The organism is Bacillus sp. FSL K6-3312, assembly GCF_038007485.1.
Taxonomy (GTDB): Bacteria; Bacillota; Bacilli; order Bacillales; family Bacillaceae; genus Bacillus; species Bacillus pumilus.
Genome location: NZ_JBBOXI010000001.1, coordinates 3,924,191 through 3,944,573 on the forward strand (window position 1 = coordinate 3,924,191; position 20,383 = coordinate 3,944,573).

The 20,383-nt window shown below is 40.4% G+C and carries 22 protein-coding genes; 3 read left to right on the plus strand and 19 right to left on the minus strand.

All coding sequences use genetic code 11. From position 1 onward, the window contains the following. Positions 1-102 precede the first annotated feature (102 nt). The 7 genes from MHI11_RS20535 to MHI11_RS20565 form a co-directional block, all read right to left on the minus strand. Positions 103-1,620 carry an ABC transporter permease/substrate-binding protein gene (locus MHI11_RS20535; protein WP_340962254.1) on the minus strand — a complete coding sequence of 506 codons (1,518 nt, stop codon included), beginning with the start codon at positions 1,618-1,620 and terminating at the stop codon, positions 103-105. Next, positions 1,613-2,578, minus strand: a complete 966-nt coding sequence (locus tag MHI11_RS20540; RefSeq protein WP_106065866.1) for an ABC transporter ATP-binding protein — start codon at positions 2,576-2,578, stop codon at positions 1,613-1,615. The genes MHI11_RS20535 and MHI11_RS20540 overlap by 8 nt, the downstream gene beginning before the upstream one ends. 210 nt (positions 2,579-2,788) lie before the next feature. Beyond that, positions 2,789-3,028, minus strand: a complete 240-nt coding sequence (gene rpsR, locus MHI11_RS20545) for a 30S ribosomal protein S18 (RefSeq protein ID WP_008347556.1) — start codon at positions 3,026-3,028, stop codon at positions 2,789-2,791. 44 nt (positions 3,029-3,072) lie between these two features. Then, positions 3,073-3,618: a single-stranded DNA-binding protein SsbA gene (gene ssbA / locus MHI11_RS20550; RefSeq protein WP_044139041.1), complete on the minus strand. Its 546-nt coding sequence runs from the start codon at positions 3,616-3,618 to the stop codon at positions 3,073-3,075. Positions 3,619-3,654: 36 nt separating this feature from the next. Then, the gene (gene rpsF, locus MHI11_RS20555) at positions 3,655-3,942 is read right to left on the minus strand and encodes a 30S ribosomal protein S6 (protein WP_340962258.1); all 288 of its coding nucleotides are present in this window, start codon (positions 3,940-3,942) and stop codon (positions 3,655-3,657) included. A 108-nt stretch (positions 3,943-4,050) separates the two neighbouring features. Further along, positions 4,051-5,151 carry a redox-regulated ATPase YchF gene (gene ychF / locus MHI11_RS20560; RefSeq protein WP_340962260.1) on the minus strand — a complete coding sequence of 367 codons (1,101 nt, stop codon included), beginning with the start codon at positions 5,149-5,151 and terminating at the stop codon, positions 4,051-4,053. Positions 5,152-5,367: 216 nt separating this feature from the next. Further along, positions 5,368-5,574 (minus strand): DUF951 domain-containing protein, encoded by a 207-nt coding sequence (locus tag MHI11_RS20565; protein WP_012011910.1) that lies wholly within the window; start codon positions 5,572-5,574, stop codon positions 5,368-5,370. 285 nt (positions 5,575-5,859) lie between these two features. Here MHI11_RS20565 and MHI11_RS20570 point away from each other — a divergent pair, with 285 nt between their 5' ends. Together MHI11_RS20570 and MHI11_RS20575 are read left to right on the plus strand one after the other, a co-directional pair. Then, the gene (locus MHI11_RS20570) at positions 5,860-7,179 is read left to right on the plus strand and encodes a hydrolase (RefSeq protein ID WP_265208623.1); all 1,320 of its coding nucleotides are present in this window, start codon (positions 5,860-5,862) and stop codon (positions 7,177-7,179) included. Between the two features lie 15 nt (positions 7,180-7,194). Beyond that, entirely contained in the window at positions 7,195-7,605 is a 411-nt protein-coding gene (locus MHI11_RS20575; RefSeq protein WP_044139037.1) for a hypothetical protein, read from the plus strand. A gap of 25 nt (positions 7,606-7,630) precedes the next feature. Here the strand turns inward: MHI11_RS20575 and MHI11_RS20580 are convergent, their stop codons facing one another. Then, positions 7,631-8,686 carry a YkvI family membrane protein gene (locus MHI11_RS20580; RefSeq protein ID WP_340962262.1) on the minus strand — a complete coding sequence of 352 codons (1,056 nt, stop codon included), beginning with the start codon at positions 8,684-8,686 and terminating at the stop codon, positions 7,631-7,633. Between the two features lie 72 nt (positions 8,687-8,758). Between MHI11_RS20580 and yyaC the strand changes: the two genes are divergently transcribed. Further along, on the plus strand, positions 8,759-9,385 hold the full coding sequence (yyaC, locus tag MHI11_RS20585) for a spore protease YyaC (protein WP_003215235.1): 627 nt from the start codon (positions 8,759-8,761) through the stop codon (positions 9,383-9,385). Positions 9,386-9,410: 25 nt separating this feature from the next. On the opposite strand, the gene MHI11_RS20590 is transcribed toward yyaC, so the two are convergent. From MHI11_RS20590 to rpmH, 11 genes are all read right to left on the minus strand, one after another. Then, positions 9,411-10,265, minus strand: a complete 855-nt coding sequence (locus MHI11_RS20590) for a ParB/RepB/Spo0J family partition protein (protein ID WP_003214953.1) — start codon at positions 10,263-10,265, stop codon at positions 9,411-9,413. Beyond that, positions 10,258-11,019, minus strand: coding sequence for a sporulation initiation inhibitor protein Soj (gene soj, locus MHI11_RS20595; RefSeq protein ID WP_034620351.1), 762 nt, complete (start codon positions 11,017-11,019; stop codon positions 10,258-10,260). Before soj ends, MHI11_RS20590 begins: the two co-directional genes overlap by 8 nt. 342 nt (positions 11,020-11,361) lie before the next feature. Further along, on the minus strand, positions 11,362-12,099 hold the full coding sequence (locus MHI11_RS20600) for an orthopoxovirus pf05708 family protein (RefSeq protein WP_340962264.1): 738 nt from the start codon (positions 12,097-12,099) through the stop codon (positions 11,362-11,364). Between the two features lie 129 nt (positions 12,100-12,228). After that, on the minus strand, positions 12,229-13,104 hold the full coding sequence (gene noc, locus MHI11_RS20605) for a nucleoid occlusion protein (protein ID WP_340962266.1): 876 nt from the start codon (positions 13,102-13,104) through the stop codon (positions 12,229-12,231). Between the two features lie 105 nt (positions 13,105-13,209). After that, entirely contained in the window at positions 13,210-13,929 is a 720-nt protein-coding gene (gene rsmG / locus MHI11_RS20610) for a 16S rRNA (guanine(527)-N(7))-methyltransferase RsmG (RefSeq protein ID WP_044139033.1), read from the minus strand. 13 nt (positions 13,930-13,942) lie between these two features. Further along, a complete protein-coding gene (gene mnmG, locus MHI11_RS20615) occupies positions 13,943-15,829 on the minus strand; it encodes a tRNA uridine-5-carboxymethylaminomethyl(34) synthesis enzyme MnmG (protein WP_340962268.1) in 1,887 nt (628 codons plus the stop codon). 17 nt (positions 15,830-15,846) lie between these two features. After that, complete coding sequence (mnmE, locus tag MHI11_RS20620; protein ID WP_044139031.1) at positions 15,847-17,226, minus strand: tRNA uridine-5-carboxymethylaminomethyl(34) synthesis GTPase MnmE; 1,380 nt, start codon at positions 17,224-17,226, stop codon at positions 15,847-15,849. Positions 17,227-17,629: 403 nt separating this feature from the next. Continuing rightward, positions 17,630-18,253: an RNA-binding cell elongation regulator Jag/EloR gene (jag, locus tag MHI11_RS20625; RefSeq protein WP_340962270.1), complete on the minus strand. Its 624-nt coding sequence runs from the start codon at positions 18,251-18,253 to the stop codon at positions 17,630-17,632. Further along, positions 18,250-19,032, minus strand: coding sequence for a YidC family membrane integrase SpoIIIJ (spoIIIJ, locus tag MHI11_RS20630; RefSeq protein WP_095117972.1), 783 nt, complete (start codon positions 19,030-19,032; stop codon positions 18,250-18,252). The genes jag and spoIIIJ overlap by 4 nt, the downstream gene beginning before the upstream one ends. Before the next feature lie 158 nt (positions 19,033-19,190). Further along, positions 19,191-19,550, minus strand: a complete 360-nt coding sequence (gene rnpA, locus MHI11_RS20635) for a ribonuclease P protein component (RefSeq protein WP_003214983.1) — start codon at positions 19,548-19,550, stop codon at positions 19,191-19,193. Positions 19,551-19,628: 78 nt separating this feature from the next. Continuing rightward, positions 19,629-19,763, minus strand: a complete 135-nt coding sequence (gene rpmH / locus MHI11_RS20640) for a 50S ribosomal protein L34 (protein ID WP_008360908.1) — start codon at positions 19,761-19,763, stop codon at positions 19,629-19,631. Positions 19,764-20,383: the final 620 nt, after the last annotated feature.

Consider the following 20,383-nt stretch of genomic DNA (forward strand, 5'->3'; position numbering starts at 1 on the left):
TCGAATTAAGGATATGATGTTTTTAAATAAAAGTCAACGATTTTTGTTTTTCCTTTTAAAAAAGCAGGTCTGCTTTTGCATAACAGACCTGCTCTTCCTTGATTATTGCAGTAATTTTTTCTTTTTTAAATAGGCTTTCGCTACCTGAAATGCATCCTTACCTTTTACATTCACTTCATAATTCATTTCTCTCATCTCATCGTCTGTGATTTGACCACCGAGCTTATTGAGAGAGGTCTCAATCTCAGGGTACTCCGTTAATGTCTCCTGCCTTAGCAGCGGTGCTCCTTGATATGGCGGGAAAACATGGTGATCATCATCAAGCACCTTTAATTTGTATTGCCTCAATTCACTGTCTGTCGAATACGCATCGACTAAATTGATATCTCCTTTTTGAATCGCTCGATACCGAAGCTTCGGTTCCATCGTCACCACATCATCAAAGGAAAGTTGATAGGTCTTTTGAATGCCTCGATACCCATCTTGGCGATCAGAAAATTCTAAGGTGAATCCAGCTTTTATGCGATTCTTGATCTTGCCTAGATCTGAAATATTGGATACATCATATTGATCAGCCAGCGACTGAGGCACGGCTAAAGCATACGTATTATTGTAAGCCATCGGCTCAAGAAGGCGGAGCTTAAAAGATGATTCCAAACCGCGCCGCGCTTGCTCATACACTTTTTCTTTATCTGTGCTTTTCGCTGTTTGTTTGAGGAACTCAGAAATCGCAGTGCCCGTAAACTCAGGATAAATGTCAATATCACCAGACCGTAAAGCTTGAAAAACAAAAGACGTCTTGCCAAGACCAGGCTTAAGATTGACTTGAATATCCGTATCCTGTTCAATTAAAAGCTTATACATCGAGATCAGAATTTCAGGCTCCGATCCTAGCTTTCCACCGATGGTGATTTCCTTCTTTTCTTGTTGAAACAGTAATGGGCCCGCGACAATAGCTCCTGCGAACACAGCAAAAACCGTCACAGAAATCACAGTCTTTTTAAAAGAGATTTTCTCAAACGTGCGCAGCACCACATCAAATAAGAGTGCGAGTAAGGCTGCTGGTATAGCGCCAATGACAATGAGTGACATATCATTTCGGTCAATTCCCAGCAAAATTAGACTTCCTAATCCCCCAGCTCCGATCAGTGCGGCAAGAGTGGCAGTTCCCACAATGAGAACCATCCCGGTTCGGATACCTGCCATGATGACTGGCATGGCCAGAGGCAGTTCCACCTTTAATAACCGTTTACGGTGATTCATTCCCATGGCAAGCGCCGCTTCTCTCAGGGAAGGGTCGACCTCCTGAATGCCTGTATATGTATTTCTTAAAATAGGGAGTAGGGCATAAACGACAAGCGCAATAATCGCAGGAACTTGCCCAATTCCAACGAGAGGAATCAGCAAGCCAAGCAGCGCAAGCGACGGGATTGTTTGCAAGACCGCCGTCACCCCAATCACCCATTCTGCAAGCTTTGGCACTCTCGTTAAATAGATACCTAAGGGAATGGCAATCAAAATGGCTAAAAATAAAGCAATAAACGAAATTTGAATATGCTCAAGTAAGGCGTGTCCCAATTGTTCTTTTCGATCCAATAACACACTGATCCAATCATTCATGTGACTCGCCCCTCTCTCTAGGAGAATCAGCTAAAAACTGAATCACCGCTTGACGATTCACTAGTCCAATTCGCTCCCCTTCCTTTTCCACAGCCAATTCCTCATGCTTTGCCAATTGGGATAAGACCTCATCCAGCGTGGCATGTGCTGTGATCGCTTCATAGCCTAAAAGAGCCTCGTGAGCCATTGGTCTAGCCATGTCCTCTAGCTCAAACGATTGATGTAACGCATGGCGAGCAGCCCCTGAGACAAACTCCCGAACAAAAGCATTCACTGGGTGTTGAACCAATTCCTCTGGACGACCAATCTGCACCACTTTTCCTTCCTTCATGATACAAATTCGATCACCAAGCCTCATCGCCTCCTGCATATCATGTGTCACGAAGACAATGGTCTTTTGAATACGGCGCTGCAAATCAAGCAGATCATCCTGCAATTTCTCCCTCGTTAGTGGATCTAACGCACTAAATGGTTCATCCATGAGGACAATCTCCGGATCAGCTGCAAGTGCGCGTGCCACACCGACACGCTGCTGCTGTCCACCAGATAGCTCTGATGGCTTTCGATGTCGATACATAGCAGGGTCAAGCCCAACCATCTGCATCAATTCATCCACTCGCTTTTTAATCTCGTTCCGACTCCATTGTTTGAGCTCTGGCACCACAGCGATATTTTCTTCAATGGTCATATGAGGAAAAAGAGCAATTTGCTGTAGAACATACCCAATATCCCAGCGCAGCTCATACATATCATAATCGTTTATTTTTTGACCCTTTATGTAAATCTCACCTTCTGTTGAAGAAATGAGACGATTGATCATTTTCAATGTTGTCGTTTTTCCGCTTCCACTAGGTCCAATGAATACAAAAAATTCACCTTTCTGAATCTCTAAATCAACCGATTGAACGGCATAGCGCTCATCAGAAAATTGCATCGATACCTTCTTAAATTCAATCATCTTCCCACGCCCTGACTGCAATTATTTTCTAGAATACCAATATGACAGATCGACCCCGTATTTGTATAGAACAAACTGTCACTTTTACTCTCTTTTACATAATTCCCCTAAGGTGCCCGCCAAAAACAGCTCTAGCCAAATCGGATGAGATTCTTCGTAAGACAAAAAAAAAGCGAAGAGCTCGAGGCTCTCCGCTTTTAAGTCAACGACTTACTCACCAGTAACGTATGGAAGTAATGCCATTTGACGTGATTTTTTAATCGCTAATGTCAATTTACGTTGATACTTAGCGCTAGTTCCTGTTACACGACGAGGTAAAATTTTACCACGCTCAGAAACAAACTTTCTAAGAAGATCAACATCTTTGTAATCGATGTGCGTGATACCGTTAGAAGTAAAGAAACACACCTTACGACGTTTCGCACGACCGCCTCTGCGTCCACCTGCCATTTGTTTTCACACCTTTCATTTAGTCATTAGTTTTTTCAGATCAATTAGAATGGCAAATCATCATCGGAGATGTCAATCGGTTTACCATCATTCGCAAATGGGTCATCATTGAAGCTATTTCCCTGATTACGATTTTGTTGGTTGTTTTGATTGCCATATGGATTTTGACTTGGTTCATTTCCAAATGGATTCTGATCGTTTTGGCTACCGCCATAATACTGGCCTCCGCTATTACCACCGCCGCTGTATCCACCTGAACCAGCACCGCCGCTCTTAGGCTCAAGAAATTGAACACTTTCAGCTTGAACTTCTGTCACGAAGACACGCTGTCCTTGCTGATTTTCATAGTTTCTTGTCTGCAAACGACCGTCTACACCGGCAAGACTTCCTTTTTTCAAGAAATTAGCCACGTTCTCGGCTTGTCTTCTCCAAGTAACACAGTTAATGAAATCGGCTTCACGCTCTCCAGATTGATTCGTAAACGTACGGTTCACAGCTAGAGTAAACGTGGCTACAGCCGCACCATTAGGCGTGTAGCGAAGCTCAGGGTCTTTTGTTAGTCTTCCGACCAATACAACACGGTTTAGCATATTGAAAGACCACCTTTAAATATATATTTCAATGATTTATACTTCTTCTTTAACAACAATGTGGCGAATGATATCGTCACTGATCTTAGCTAAGCGGTCAAATTCTTGAACTGCTGCAGCGTCAGATTGAACGTTTACGATTTGGTAGAAGCCTTCACGGAAATCGTTGATTTCGTATGAAAGACGACGTTTACCCCAATCCTTTGTTCCAGTGATCTCCGCACCGTTTGAAGTTAACACGTTATTGAAACGCTCGATAACTGCTTTTTTAGCATCATCGTCAACTGTTGGGCGGATGATGTACATAACTTCGTACTTTCTCATCTGATTGCACCTCCTTTTGGTCTAAGCGGCCCTAAACGGGCAAGGAGCAATAAATTATATTACTCACAATTGTATATTATAACAAATTACTTGGCCTATGACAAGAACCTATACATTAAAACGGAAATGAATGACGTCTCCATCTTTCACTACATATTCTTTACCTTCTAGACGGACTTTTCCAGCCTCTTTTGCAGCAGACATGCTTCCGCCAGCAAGTAAATCTTCATACGCAACCGTTTCAGCACGAATAAACCCACGTTCAAAGTCCGTATGAATGATCCCAGCACATTCCGGTGCCTTCATTCCCTTTTTAAACGTCCAAGCGCGTACTTCCTGCTCACCTGCTGTGAAATAAGTAGCTAAACCAAGAAGTGAATAAGATGCTTGAATCAGCTGATCTAGACCTGACTCTTTGATGCCAAGCTCTTCAAGGAACATTTGCTTCTCTTCTCCTTCAAGCTCTGCAATTTCAGACTCGATCTTCGCACATACGACGATGACTTCAGCATTTTCACCAGAAGCAAACTCACGGATTTGCTTCACATATTCGTTGCCGTCATGATCTGCTACTTCATCCTCACTCACATTTGCTACATAAAGAACTGGTTTAGATGTGAGTAAATGAAGCTGTTTCACAAGCTTCTGCTGCTCATCTGTAAATTCTACAGATCTTGCCGATTTCCCAGCTTCAAATGCGTTCATTAGCTTCGACAAAATATCAAATTCAGCTACCGCTTCCTTATCCTTTTGTTTTGCAAGCTTACTCACACGAGCCAAACGTTTTTCAACTGTTTCTAAATCAGCCAAAATCAACTCTAAATTAATGGTTTCGATATCTGACACAGGGTCAACCTTACCTGATACGTGTGTGATGTTATCATCTGCAAAAGCTCTCACCACGTGACAGATCGCATCTACTTGACGAATGTGAGAAAGGAATTTATTCCCTAAACCTTCACCTTTTGAAGCCCCTTTGACAATACCGGCAATATCAGTGAATTCAAAAGCAGTCGGAACTGTCTTTTTCGGCTGCACCAATTCTGTTAGTTTTTGCAAACGCTCGTCTGGAACTTCTACAATTCCGACGTTTGGATCAATGGTACAAAACGGATAGTTAGCAGACTCCGCTCCAGCCTGTGTAATTGCATTAAATAGCGTTGACTTCCCGACGTTAGGTAAGCCAACAATACCAGCTGTTAAAGCCATTCTTTCATCTCCTCTATATCAAACGTGCTCGTTATACTGCGTAATATGAACCTAGAGCAATTATAAGTAGGTTTACATGAAAAGACAAGCTAACCGTTATGCATTATCAATAGAAGAAACATTGCCAAAAAGAATAAATCAATCCTTTAAAACGGGAATTTGCATCTAATTCTTCTATACAAAAGACAAATTTCATCAAAAAAGCATGAGGCCTACTTAAGCAGTTGGCTCCTCATGCTTGACGAGAATTTTCTTCATTTTTCGTTCAAAGTCTCTTCTTGGGATCATGACGCTATGCCCGCAGCCTTCACATTTAATGCGAATATCCATGCCCAACCGAATTACTTTCCACCGATTGACACCACATGGATGGGGTTTCTTCATTTCAACGACGTCATGTAACCCAAACGCTTTGTCTGCCATCAGCTTTCACCTCTCTTGCTCACTTCATTGAATCTATTGTACAAAAAAACGGCGATGAAGAGCAATGCACAAAGCAAAGACCCTCTTTCTCCTATTCTTTTTTATAGAAAAAACCCTTCTTTTAGATCATTTTATTTGTGACCAATAGTTACTTAAACTCCGCTTTTTTTCAATATTGTCACAAACACTGTAGGTCGAAAGGTTTTTATTGGTAGAACGCTGTGGTTTTTCCATATTTTTTGATTTATGATATCTGCATAAATGTTATGTGAGGGAGCAGGTACGATGGTCAATCGAAAGGATAGATTAACTGATAAAGAATATAAAATCATATCCGATCATGCTGGAAACATAGACAATTACCAGCAGCACCATACGATAGAAATAGGTCAGCAAACGCTCACTGTCCATGATTTTCTCAAGGTCGATCATCAATTATATGGTTTAACGATGCAGCCGGAACAATCAGACGAGTTCATCGTCGCTTTTCACTGTCCGATGCCAAAGCAGATGCCGGTGACCTCGCCACAAGATGTACACACCGCGGCACAGTCATTGCTCAAAACGGATTATGCCTATCCCATTGAAAGGAAGTCCCTTGATAGCAATCAAGATCATGTCTTTTTTAAAGGGAAGGAATACATAGAGCAAGTCAGCCAGAAGCATCCCAATGCAGGTATCTATCTCACTGGACAAGCCCTTGCCGGTGCTGTTTGTGCTTATGTTGCGACAGAACAGCCAGCTGTCAAAAAAGCCGTCACCTTTGATAGCCCAAATATATGGAGCAGTCTGGCGCCTTCGATTCAGCAGAAAACGCAGCAAGGTCAATATACACGGATCTTGACTGAATATATTCAACCTAGTCATTATGTAGGTTTACTCAATCGCCATGATCATGGAGTTGGTCAAGTTAAGTACACCGTGCCGCCACAGCAGCAAGGCGCCGTCCAAGAATCCGTTAAATATAAACAAAGAGAAATTGACACCTTTTTAAAATCAGCTTTTGCGTCTATGAATATAGAATGGAACGAATCCTTTGATACAAATGCTTTTTTAGCTCTTATTTCTGGAAGTTTAAAAGGAAATGGGTATTCATTCCACAAAGATGGATCTGCCCGTATTTTAGATGAACAGCTTGATCATAATACAAGTTTTACAGCCATGCTGTTGCAAGAAATCCATTCTGGACGTGCATATGCACAAAGCGGTCTAGAAATTATCATAAAATCCCATTTACTGAAAAATTCATCCTACGATCTCCAAAGTGTGATTGAACATGAAGTACACACTATATTTGATAAAATCGATGGGATCGATGAAAGTGTAAAAGACGCCGTCCAGCATGTAAAACAAGAGCTCAAAGGACTCGTCGGCTTTGGCCACTATGATTTATTAAGTCCAAGTGATGTGGAAGCACTGGTAGAAGAAGTGAGGATGGAACAACATCATTCCTCCTTTTATTCACATGAAAAACAACTGAATGCCCTGTACACCTTGAGAGATTACGAACAAGAACTTTCTTCCCTTTCAAGACATATGTACACAATGGGTGATGATTACGCCAAGGCAGATAGACGCCTTGCGATGCAAATGGGTATTCATTAAGAAAGGAGTCACCGCATGATCAATCAAAATAAACCTCCTAGTGACGCCCAGCGTTTCTTGCAAAATGTGAGTGCCCGCCGCTCCATGTCTGTATTTGAAAATCAATCGGCACCACAAACGCAAACGCAGTCCCCAGAAGAAATAGCAGCAATTCAAGCCATACGAAGAGAAGGACAGCGAAAGGATCTAAAACGGCTGCTCAAAATGCGACTGCATGACGAATTAGCAAACACTCGCGTACACTTGGAGTATCAATTGTCTAAAACCGAAGACATGATCAACCAGACGACCATTGTCAAACAACACATCTCCCAGCATTTAAAAGGACAAGCCATTTCAGAATTAGAGGAACGCCTTCAGCGTCTCAAGCAAATGCCAGTCTATGATGATATCAAAGACGCCATTGATTCTATTCGGATAAAATAAGCACAGCTCTGACTAAGAGAGGTGCTTATTTTATTTTATCAATATAATTTTTAGGGCAAGAAAATATCTTTTTACTTAAAATCGGATATAGCATTAAACAGACAAGCAAATAAAGATTCAGCAAGCTGTATATCGGATACAAGAAAGCAATCAAATCGGCAAACCCAAGAGATGTTAAAGGCGCCATCAACAGAAGCATCACGAGCACAACCAGCCAGCGAGGCAATGGTACAAAAGAAAGCATCCGGCTGGATAAACCAAATAAACCTGCCGCTGTCGTCGTATAAATAGCTAGACAAAGGACAACGGTCATAAACACAAACAATGATGTCGGCGCTCCTTCTAATACTGTAAACAAAGGAATGCCTTCTGCTGATAGGCTCCCAGAAATATCAACCAATATTTCGTTATACACATACGAGATGATCCCAAAAATCAGACCGCTTAATATACTCGCCACTTTTGCCTCGCCAAGGCCCTTCATTTCTTTTCCAACCGAAGACAGCACTGCGACTACAGATAATATATTCAAAGAAGCAAAGACAATGCTGGCAGGCCAATTGTACTGCTGCCCAAAATCAATCCGCCACATATGATCATGGTTCATATAATAAAAAACAAACGCATAGATGAGCCCCGCCACCAAAATTGGTATAATGAAAGCATTCACAGATAAGAGCCCTTTCACATCCCAGAAAAAAATCATAAATGAAAATAGACAAAATGCACCGATGCCCACCCAAAATGGCACATGATACATCTCGAGTGTCACCCCGCCACCGGCAATCATGACTGTCGTTGTCGTGAATAAATAAAGGACAATTAAAACATCATACACTTTAGCCAGCCATGGACCGACAAGCCGCTCTAGCACTGGCACAAAGTGATCGGCACGTACCTCATAACTGATTTTCAACACCACATAGGTAGACAGCATAAACATCAATGTAAACAGTAGAATGGCTAGTCCACTATCAATGCCAAAAAACTGCCAAATTTCTTGGCCGGAAGCATACCCCGCTCCTATTAAGCTTCCTAAAATTAAAAGCGTCCACCTTGAACCAGCCTTCCACACAATCATCACCTCATAGGTATAGAATTAAGCTTGTTTCCGTATACTGTTACTAACTACTATGACAAGGAAGTGAGACCTATGAATAGCAAGAACGGTCTTTTTTTTAGAAATAGGGTGAAAGAATACGTGTCCCATACGGATACAAACGCCATTCAACAGCTTAAAAGTATTTTATTCTCGCATCTTCAGAAAGCAGGAAAAAGACCCGTTGCCATCGTTTGTATTGGAACAGACCGCTCAACTGGCGACTCTCTAGGTCCACTTGTTGGTACAAAGCTTTCAGGTCTTGATTTGAAAAAGCTTCATGTATATGGCACGCTCTCTGACCCAGTTCATGCGGTCAATTTAAAAGAAAAGCTCGCCGAAATTGAACAAGCCCATAAACATCCGTTCATTGTAGCGATTGATGCCTGTTTAGGAAGAGTGAAAAGTGTAGGCTCCTTCCAAATTGGAGATGGACCGTTAAAGCCTGGAGCAGGTGTACAAAAGGAGCTGCCAGAGGTAGGAGATATTCATATTAATGGGATCGTCAATGTGAGCGGCTTTATGGAATACTTCGTTCTCCAAAACACACGCCTTCATCTTGTCATGTCTATGGCCAATACACTTTCTGAAAGTCTATCTCATATTGATCAAATGGATTGGACAAGAGAAAAAAGCCGTTCTCTCTTCGCTCCTATTCAAAATATCACTGGGAGAATATAAAAAAGACCATCTCGTATCAAGATGGTCACTCTGATGATTCTCTCGTAGAAAGCAATTCGAGGATTCTTTCTAAATCTTCGTTGGAGAGAAATTCAATCTCTATTTTTCCTTTTTTCTTCTGTTTCTTGATCGACACTGAAGTGCCAAAGTAGTTTTGTAAGAAAGACTCTCTTTCTTTCAACACTCGATCCTTTGGTGCTTCTTTTTTCTTTGTTTCACGTGGAACATTTTCGTTTAATTGCTGAACAAGTTTCTCAACCTGACGTACGTTTAACCCCTCGTCCACAATTTTCTTTACCAATGGCGCCAGCTTATTTTTGTTTTTCAAGCTAAGCAAGGTTCTTCCATGACCCATCGATAACTTTCCATCTGCAATCAGCTTTTGTACTTCATCCGGTAAAGTCAAAAGACGGAGATGGTTCGCAATATGCGGTCTGCTCTTCCCTAATCGCTTCGCTAATTCCTCTTGCGTGACACTTAGGTGATCTAGTAAGGAAGCATAGGCTTCCGCTTCTTCTAATGGAGATAAATCCTCGCGTTGCAGATTTTCTAAAAGGGCAATCTCTCTCATGAGCGTTTCTGAAAATTCTCTGACGATCGCAGGAATCGTTGTCAGACCAGCTTGTTGTGCTGCACGGAAACGACGTTCACCTGCTACAATGTCATATCCTTTAATCGATTTACGGACAATGATCGGCTGTAAAACACCGTGCTGCTGAATGGATTCTTTGAGATCAGACAATGCATCTTCATCAAACGTTTTCCTTGGCTGATACGGGTTTGGACGCAAATCCTTTATTTTGATTTCTTCAACCGTTTCTTCATTTGAGTCTACAGTGTTAAATAGTGCATTAATACCCTTTCCAAGACCTTTAGCCATTCGCATCCACTTCCTTTGCTAAGTCTAAATAGACATCTGCACCTCTTGAACGTGGATCATACAAGATAATCGGTTTCCCATGACTAGGCGCTTCACTCAGTCTTACATTTCGCGGAATCACGGTCTGATAGACTTTATCTCTAAAGTATTTCTTCACTTCTTCGATGACTTGAATCCCAAGATTTGTTCGTGCATCAAGCATTGTCAGCAAGACACCTTCAATGGCGAGATCCGTATTTAAATGTTTTTGCACGAGACGAACGGTGTTTAACAATTGGCTCAATCCTTCAAGCGCATAATATTCGCACTGTACTGGGATTAAAACGGAATCGGATGCTGTTAACGCATTAATCGTCAGTAATCCAAGTGATGGCGGGCAGTCAATAATCATATAATCATAATTTTGCTTAACAGATTCAAGTGCTCTCTTCAATCTCACTTCACGTGAAATCGTAGGCACAAGCTCTATTTCAGCCCCTGCAAGCTGTATCGTCGCAGGAATGACATCAAGATTTTCGACCTCTGTCGTCTTAATCACATCAAGAACATCTGCATCATCAACTAAAATATCGTACACGCACTTCTCTACGTCGGCCTTCTCAATCCCAATACCACTCGTGGCATTGCCCTGCGGATCAATATCAACTAACAACACTCGTTTACCTATGTATGCTAAACACGCACTCAAATTAACAGAAGTTGTCGTCTTCCCGACGCCGCCCTTCTGGTTGGTAATCGCTATGATTTTTCCCACGATGTCACCCACTTTCAACTTAACAAGTTTCTCATTCATTCATACTTCCTATTCTATCAAAAAAAGTATGAAACGTTTGCTTTTTTTGTTTCTCCATTATAAATTCGTCGACGAATGTCTATTTTCGTACATGATTAAATGAATGAAAACACACTGAAAAATATATCAATATATCTTTTTTGATGAAAAACGATATACTGAGAAATATAAAAATCCCCCACTTTAATCAAAAGTGAGGGCACATATCAAAAGTTTAATCCGCCAATTTTGCGGCCTTCGTTCACAATGACCTTGGGGGTCACTGTTTTATAGCTTTTCTTTTTCAAGAATCCATAGGGTGCCTTAATGGTAAATGTCGCATGTCCCACAGCGTTCACCTGTTTTAGCGTAGGCCTGCCACACAATCTTTGAACAGTATGTGGGGTCCAATGATTGGATCGACATTGTGATGGAGTATCGAGCCTTAGGATGGTCTTTCACGTAATCGTGTGCCCATTCTCCTGCAAGATCCGCCTTTTCTTCGTGGTTGATCCGAATCACCTTTGTGTTGGCACTATAGCGAAACCAGCTATGAATGGAATCGATATTTGGGTGCTGTCGAAACCCTGGAATGGAGGCATAGCTTTTCTCGTTAATGACGATACCTGCATGACCAATTAAACCATTCAAAGCACCAGTGCTTGTCACCAATATATCCCCTTTTTTAGGCATAATATTGGTACCAGGATACGGTTTTCCTAAAAGGTGGCGAATGGTATGCGGCTTTTCATCAGTCACCATCTCATCCTGCTTGTTTTGTCGTAAGCCATAGTTCTTCAAGTCATCATCAACTGTGATCAAGTCAATTGTGTCGTCCTGAGACTCATGCTCTTGATTTAATTGTTGAACTGTTACTTCTTTAGAAACCACGCCTTGTTCCTTCAGGACGTTCAGTTCTTCCTTCGTAATTGTTTCTTCTGCATCATGAACCTCTTGGCTCGGTGGCGTATTCACAGCGAATATAGTCGTTTCATTTGAAAAAAGAGAAAGAGAGAATAGTAAATAACAGATAATAGCAAAAATAGTCTTTTTCATATTCATTGAATAGATGTCACCTCCTTTCTACTACGAGAATCATATTTTACCAATTAATCAATAATAAGTAAATATTATGAACTTTGATGAAAGGCAGACAAAAAAAGCTGACGAGTGGCTCTCATCAGCTTTTTTCTATTTAGGAATCCGAATTGTTAATTGGATATATTCCTCAAATTCTTCTTCCTCGGTATTTATTTTAAGCCCGCTGTCTTCTACCATATGGAGAGACTGACGAATGGTATTCATCGCAATTCGTGTATCACGACTAAACGCCTTACGTTTTGGCTTCGGTTTGCGATCTGTTTTTTGTTCAAGCATTTTCACTACACGCTCTTCAGTCTGTTTTACATTCAGCTGCTTTTCGATGATTTCCTGCAATAGCGCGATTTGTAATTCTGGAAGCTTTAGGGGTACAAGTGAACGTGCATGCCTTTCAGAGATTTTTTTCTCTAGGATGGCCTGTTGTACCTCTTCAGGCAACTTTAAAAGTCTTAATTTGTTTGCAACAGTTGATTGTCCCTTACCTAAACGCTGAGCAAGCGCTTCCTGTGTTAAATCATGAAGCTCTAAAAGACGTGCATAGGCATGAGCCTCTTCAATAGCAGACAGCTCTTCTCTTTGCAAATTTTCAATCAATGCCACAGATGCCGTTTCCGTATCAGTAAAATCTTTTATAATAGCGGGGATTTTCTCCCAGTGAAGAGTCTGTACCGCTCTCCAACGTCTTTCGCCGGCGATCAGTTCATATTTTCCTTCTTCTTCTGTCGGTCTGACAACAATAGGTTGGATAATGCCATGGGTATGAATCGTCGTGGCCAGCTCATGTATCTTTTCTTCTGAAAAAATGGTGCGTGGCTGAAAACGGTTTGGCATAATTGTGTCGACCGGGAGCTCCTGTATCTCTTCCTTTAATGTAACATGCTCAGCAATCTCTGCCTCTATTTCGGTTTCACGCTCAGGATGTTCTTTGTCACCAAGCCCGAAGAAGCGTGAGAGTGAATGCTTCATGAACCTACACCACCTTTAAAAACTACCTTTTTATAATTCTATTTTCTCATGTTTTTTCCTTCTGTAAAATCTTAAATATTGAAGAAAAACCGACCTTTTACATGATCAACCTTCTATTGGTGATTTATTAGGTGTTCCTGGTTTTCTAGGATATTTTTTTGGTGTTTGCTTTTTCTTTTCAATGACAATGATATTCCGTTCGCTTTCTTCTAAAGGAAGGACAAAGGAATGCTTTTCAACAACCTCTCCTCCGAGGACAGTAACGGCTTTCTTCCCTGCTTGCATTTCTTCATCAGCAGCAGATGCTTTTAATGCCACAAACAACCCTTCCTTTTTTACAAGGGGCAGACATAGTTCGCTCAATACAGATAAACGCGCAACTGCTCTAGCAGTGACAAGATCATAGCTTTCACGCTTTTCCTTACGTTGTCCAAACGTCTCCGCACGATCATGATAAAAAGTAGTATCTTGTAAGTTTAACCCTTTTGCTAACTCATTGAGAAACGTAATTCGTTTCTGAAGAGAATCAACAATGGTCACATGTAGATGAGGGAAGCAAATTTTAAGAGGAATGCTTGGGAAACCAGCACCAGCTCCTATATCGCAAATCGTCGTCACTTTGTGAAAATCAATGAAAAATGATGCTGAAATTGAATCATAAAAATGCTTTAAATACACTTCTTCCTTTTCAGTAATGGACGTCAAATTCATTTTCTCGTTCCATTCTACAAGCATGCGGAAGTAAGTTTCAAATTGTTCAAGCTGCACAGGAGAAAGAGTCATCCCTTTCTCCTCTAGTGCTGCTATAAATTGTTCAATGTTCATGCCGACATCCTTTCTATTCTGCTATCTTCGCAATACGTCCCTGCTCTAAATATACTAAAAGGATAGAAATATCAGCAGGGTTAACGCCTGAAATACGAGAAGCCTGTGCAACAGAAAGCGGTCGGACTTCTTTCAGCTTTTGTTTCGCTTCAGTTGCAATTCCTTTGATGGCATCATAATCAATACGATCAGGAATCTTTTTGTTCTCCATCTTTTTCAGCTTTTCAACTTGTTGGAGTGACTTTTCGATATAACCTTCGTATTTAATTTGAATCTCTACCTGCTCACACACATCAGAAGGAAGCGGTGTTTCAGCAGGAGCTAACGTCACAACAGATTCATAGTTCATTTCTGGACGCTTCATCAAATCACTTGCACGAATACCGTCCTTCAGCTCACTTCCACCAAGTGAACGAATAAATTCTTGTGTCTCTGCTGTGGGTTTAATGATGACAGAATATAAACGTTTTTTCTCTGCTTCAATGGCTTCTTTTTTCTGCTGGTATGCCTGAAATCTTTCTTGAGAAATTAATCCAATATGACAGCCAAGTTCAGTTAATCTTAAATCCGCATTGTCATGACGAAGAAGCAAACGATACTCTGCACGGGATGTTAAAAGACGGTAAGGTTCATTTGTTCCCTTTGTGACAAGATCATCAATGAGAACACCGATATATGCATCAGATCGGCTTAAAATGACTTCTTCTTTACCCAATGCTTTTCTTCCTGCATTAATACCTGCCATAATTCCTTGACCTGCTGCTTCCTCATAGCCAGACGTACCATTAATTTGGCCAGCTGTATATAATCCAGAAATTTTCTTCGTCTCGAGTGTAGGCCACAACTGAGTAGGCACAATTGCATCATACTCAATGGCATAACCCGCTCTCATCATTTGTACATTTTCAAGCCCTGGGATGGTAGAAAGCATACGCTGCTGTACATCCTCTGGAAGACTTGTAGATAATCCTTGAACATACACTTCCTGCGTATTACGACCTTCTGGCTCTAAGAAGATTTGATGTCTTGGTTTGTCATTGAAACGAACCACTTTATCTTCAATGGAAGGGCAGTATCTAGGACCAGTTCCTTTAATCATACCTGAATACATTGGAGAACGGTGAAGATTCTCATCAATAATTTGATGTGTTTCTAAACTCGTATAAGTTAACCAGCATGGCAGTTGATCTGTGATATATTCAACCGTTTCATAGGAGAACGCCCGCGGAACATCATCACCTGGTTGAATTTCTGTTTTACTATAGTCAATCGAGTGACTATTCACTCGAGGAGGTGTTCCTGTTTTAAAGCGAACCAAATCGAATCCTAACTCTGCTAGGTGATCCGATAATTTGATGGATGGTTGCTGGTTATTAGGACCACTTGAATACGATAGATCCCCTAAAATAATACGACCTTTTAAGAAAGTCCCAGTCGTTAATACAACAGACTTCGCACGATAGTTTGCCCCTGTTTGTGTAACGACACCTTTACATTCATCATCTTCTACAATTAAATGATCCACCATACCTTGAAGCATTGTCAGGTTCGGTTCATTTTCCATTGTTTTTTTCATTTCATGCTGATATTGGAACTTGTCTGCTTGCGCTCTTAAAGCACGAACAGCAGGTCCTTTCCCCGTATTCAGCATGCGCATTTGAATATGCGTCTTATCTATATTTCGTGCCATTTCTCCGCCCAGTGCATCAATTTCTCTAACGACAATCCCTTTTGCAGGACCACCTACGGACGGATTACATGGCATAAAAGCAACCATATCGAGGTTGATAGTCAATACAAGTGTTTTAGCGCCCTGTCTTGCAGAAGCAAGAGCAGCCTCAACCCCAGCATGACCGGCACCCACGACGATGACGTCATAATTGCCAGCTTCATAACCCATTTCTTATGTTCCTCCCTTTACTTTCCTAAACAGAATTGAGAGAATAACTGATCAATCAAGCTTTCATGAACAGCATCTCCTATAATTTCACCGAGCTGTTCCCAGCAGCGTGTTAAATCTATTTGAACAATGTCGATTGGTACGTCCATTTCAATTCCTTCAAGAGCATCTTCAATTGATTGTTTTGCTGCCTGAAGAAGAGCAATATGCCTTGTATTACTTACATACGTTAAATCTCCACTTTCAATTGATCCAGTGAAGAACAGTGATTGAATCGCCATTTCAAGCTCATCAATGCCCTTTTCTTGTAATAATGATGTAGTGACCACCGGACGATCCTTTGCTAACTGCTTGACCTTTTCTACATCAAGCTTAGGCTCAAGATCTGTCTTATTCACAATCACGATGATATCCATACCTGAGACAGCCTCAAAAAGCTTAATATCTTCTTCTGATAATTCTTCGCTATAATTGAGCACAAGTAAAATCAGGTCAGCTTCTTTTAAGACCTGTCTAGATCGTTCAACCCCTATACGTTCAACAATGTCCTCTGTCTCACGTATACCCGCAGTATCAACAAGACGGAGAGGTACGCCTCTTACATTCACATATTCCTCAATAACGTCTCTCGTAGTTCCAGGAATATCAGTGACAATGGCCTTTGTTTCCTGTACAAGGCTATTCAGCAAAGAAGATTTTCCAACATTCGGCCTTCCTATAATTACAGTGGATAAGCCCTCCCGAAGGATTTTCCCTTGCTGAGAAGTCGAGAGCAACGATTCAATTTCTTTTTTGACGGATGTCGCTTTTTCCACTAAGACGCGATGTGTCATTTCTTCAACATCGTCATACTCAGGGTAGTCAATATTGACTTCAATATGCGCCAGTGTTTCTAGGATCTCGCCGCGCAGTCGCTGAACCAAACCGGAGAGACGTCCCTCCATTTGAGTGATTGCTACATTCATCGCTCGATCCGTCTTTGCCCGAATCAAGTCCATGACAGCCTCCGCTTGCGATAGATCTATTCTTCCATTTAAGAAAGCACGCTTTGTGAACTCACCTGGCTCCGCTAATCTTGCTCCTTCTCTTAAAGCAAGCTGCAATACTTTATTGACCGTTACAATTCCGCCATGGCAGTTAATCTCAATAACGTCTTCTCTCGTAAATGTTTTTGGCGCTCGAAGTACTGACACCATGACCTCTTCTATTACTTGATCAGTCCTTGCATCCACGATATGACCATAATGAATGGTATGAGAATCCACTGATACAAGTTTTTTCTCCTTAGGCCCTTTATACATCCTATCAGCGATCTGCACCGCTTCAGGCCCACTTAAACGAATAATCGCAATTGCTCCTTCACCCATCGGTGTCGAAATGGCTGCAATTGTATCCATCGCTCAATCACCTCTTTCTCTACTTTAATAGACAGTCTTTTATCTATTAAATGGACGTTGTCCATCTCTATATCAAAAACGCTTAATCCAAAATTTAAAGATACCATAAATGAAAGCGAAGTGAAAGTATCCTCTATACAATTATCCACAGCTTTGCATCCTATCTATTTTAACACTTAACTTATCCACATGTGAATAACGACGTTCTAAACTTATCTTCACATCTTACACCGAAACCCGATAAATTTAAACGCCCCGATGCCTTTGTTTACTTGTAAAAATGGCATTTTCCACTCAACTTACACCCTAACTTTTTAGAAATAAAGGATGAATCTTCTATAGAAACACAATTTTTCAATAAAAAAAGACTAAAATCCAGCTTTGCTGAATTCTAGCCTTTCTGTTATTTTTTATACAGCACCACAACATGACGCTTGCTGCCTGTATCTTCCGATACCGTTGCTAGTTCTTTAGAAAAAGCAGCGATCGTATCATGAATTACTTTTCGTTCGTTCGAAGGCATTGGTTCTAAATGAACCTTTCTCTTCGTTTTTAAAACTTTGTTTGCTGTCTTGACAGCATATTGTTCAAGTGCTTCTTGTCGCTTCTTCCTATAATCTCCAATATCAATGGTAATATGATGATACTGATCAGAATAGCGATTAAACACTAACTGTACCAAGGTTTCTAAAGAGTACAAAGTTTGACCTCTTTTTCCAATCATTAATGATGTTTTATCTCCATCAATGTGAAAAGAAATCTTTTTCGGCTCCTGTTTGGAAACAATCTTCGCTTTAGGATCAATGGATTTAACAATATTATCTAAATACTGTGTAGCTAATTTAAGAGTATTTCTCTTTTCTATCAATTTGACTACAGCTTGTCTTTTACCAAATAATCCTAAGAACCCTTTGTTTCCTTCATCCAAAATTGTGATATCTACTTCTTCTTTTAGAAGCTGAATTTGTTTAAGTCCGGAATCTACTGCTTCTTCGATTGTGCGACCGACAGCAGTTATTTCCTTCATTTTTTATTCCCGCCAGCTTTTTCTTTTGTATCTAATTTTACTTGAGGAGTTTTAATCACTAATGTTTGGATGATCATGAAAATGTTACCTACAACCCAGTACAATGAAAGTGCTGCTGGGAAACTAATAGCAAATACAATGATCATAATCGGCATAACCCATAGCATGATCGCCATTTGAGGGTTGTCCGACGGATTTCCAGCCATCATCAGCTTTTGCTGAATGAAAGTAGCTACCCCCGCAATGATCGGTAATAGGAACAATGGATCTGGACTGCCTAAGTCAAACCATAAGAATGTATGCTTTTTAATTTCTGCTGTTCTCATAATCGCATGATAAAAACCAATTAGGATTGGCATCTGAATTAAAATCGGGAAACAGCCAGCCAATGGGTTGACGCCATTTTTTTGGAAAAGGGCCATTGTTTCCTGCTGAAGCTGCTGCTGAGTTTTTTGATCTTTAGAGCTATATTTTTCACGAAGCTTTTTCAATTCAGGCTGCAATGCTTGCATTGCTTTTGTACTTCTTAACTGCTTAATCATTAATGGTAAAATGAGCAAGCGGATTAACAGTGTCACAATAATGATCGCAACCCCGTAGTTTTCACCAGTCAAATTTGCCATGTACGTGATTAATTGAGATAGCGGGTAAACAATATAAGAGTTCCAAAATCCCTTACTATCTGATGTGATTGGTTCATTAATTTGTGTACATCCTGCCAATAGAACCAATGCGCCAATCAAGCTAAATATTAGTAATAATCGCCTTTTCAACAAGATTCCTCCCATTACTTCAAACTTTATTTAAGTTGGAATTGATTACGAAAGTGACTCACCTAATCAGTATGGTAACATTTTTTCATTACAAAGTGGTGGTTTCATTTTAGTTCACTAGATGAAGGAAGCGCTTTTAAAAATTGATTCAACGAAAGTTTCTATTACGAAGACTTTTTCGGTTGTTGTTGATAAACAGCGGATTTTCTAAATAAATGTTGGAGAGACTTTTTTGTTTCTTCAAAGGTCAATTCACTTGCTGGTTTTCTTGCAATGACAATGTAGTCTTTTTCTTGCTTTAACTTATGACCTTCCTCTAAAAACACCTGGCGGATCAGTCGTTTAATTCGATTTCTCATCACTGCATTACCAATCTTCTTACTGACAGACAATCCTAAACGCAGTTCATCTTGATTTGGTTGATCCAGCTGGTAAATAACGAATTGGCGGTTCGCCATTGATTGACCTTTTTTGAACACTTTTTGAAACTCTTCATTTTTTTTTAGCCTGTTTCGCTTCTTCATGTTTTCTTCCACTCCGATAAAAACTGACAGTTCAATTACGATTTTATGTAAAAAAGACCACTGACATTATTCAGTGGCCTAAGCTGATAATTTTTTTCTACCTTTGCTGCGGCGTCGCTTTAAAACTAGACGTCCGTTTTTAGAACTCATACGGCTGCGGAAGCCATGAACTTTACTACGCTTACGGTTATTTGGTTGAAACGTTCTTTTCATTTATGACACCTCCCTGAGGAATAGCTGTTTAAGACAGTCTAACTCATTATATTTGTGTAACCCATCGATTGTCAATATCAATGATAAAACTCTTATTATCAACCTTATAAGCATAACATAATTTATCAAACGAAGAAACCTTCTTTTTCAGTTTCCAACATTTTATTCTTTTTTTCCTCCTAAAAGGCCTCCAAAACAAGGGTGTGGATATTTTTCCGGCATATTTAGACTATCCACATCCATTATCGACATTTTTTTCACACAAATAACCGATGTGGATAATTATTTTTCAACAGGATGTAAAGTGTGTGGATAAGTTTGTGACACCCATTGCACCATCTCGTTTATTTTGATATTATATTTGTGTTTTAACTCTTAATTACTTATCTGACCTATTTGCGTTATCCACAATCTGTGGATAAGCTGTGGAAAGATATTACACAGGTTGTTGAATTGTTTATCCACAGACTGTGTAATTTGTCGAAAAGACGTTTTTCTACTATATTATTTGTTTTCAACAATGTATGTGCACGAATGGTGATGACCATTTGCTCTTTTTCGTGTTCTATAACAGTTTGATACTGGTCATTTTAAAAAGAAAAGGAGGGGGGAGAAGCCTT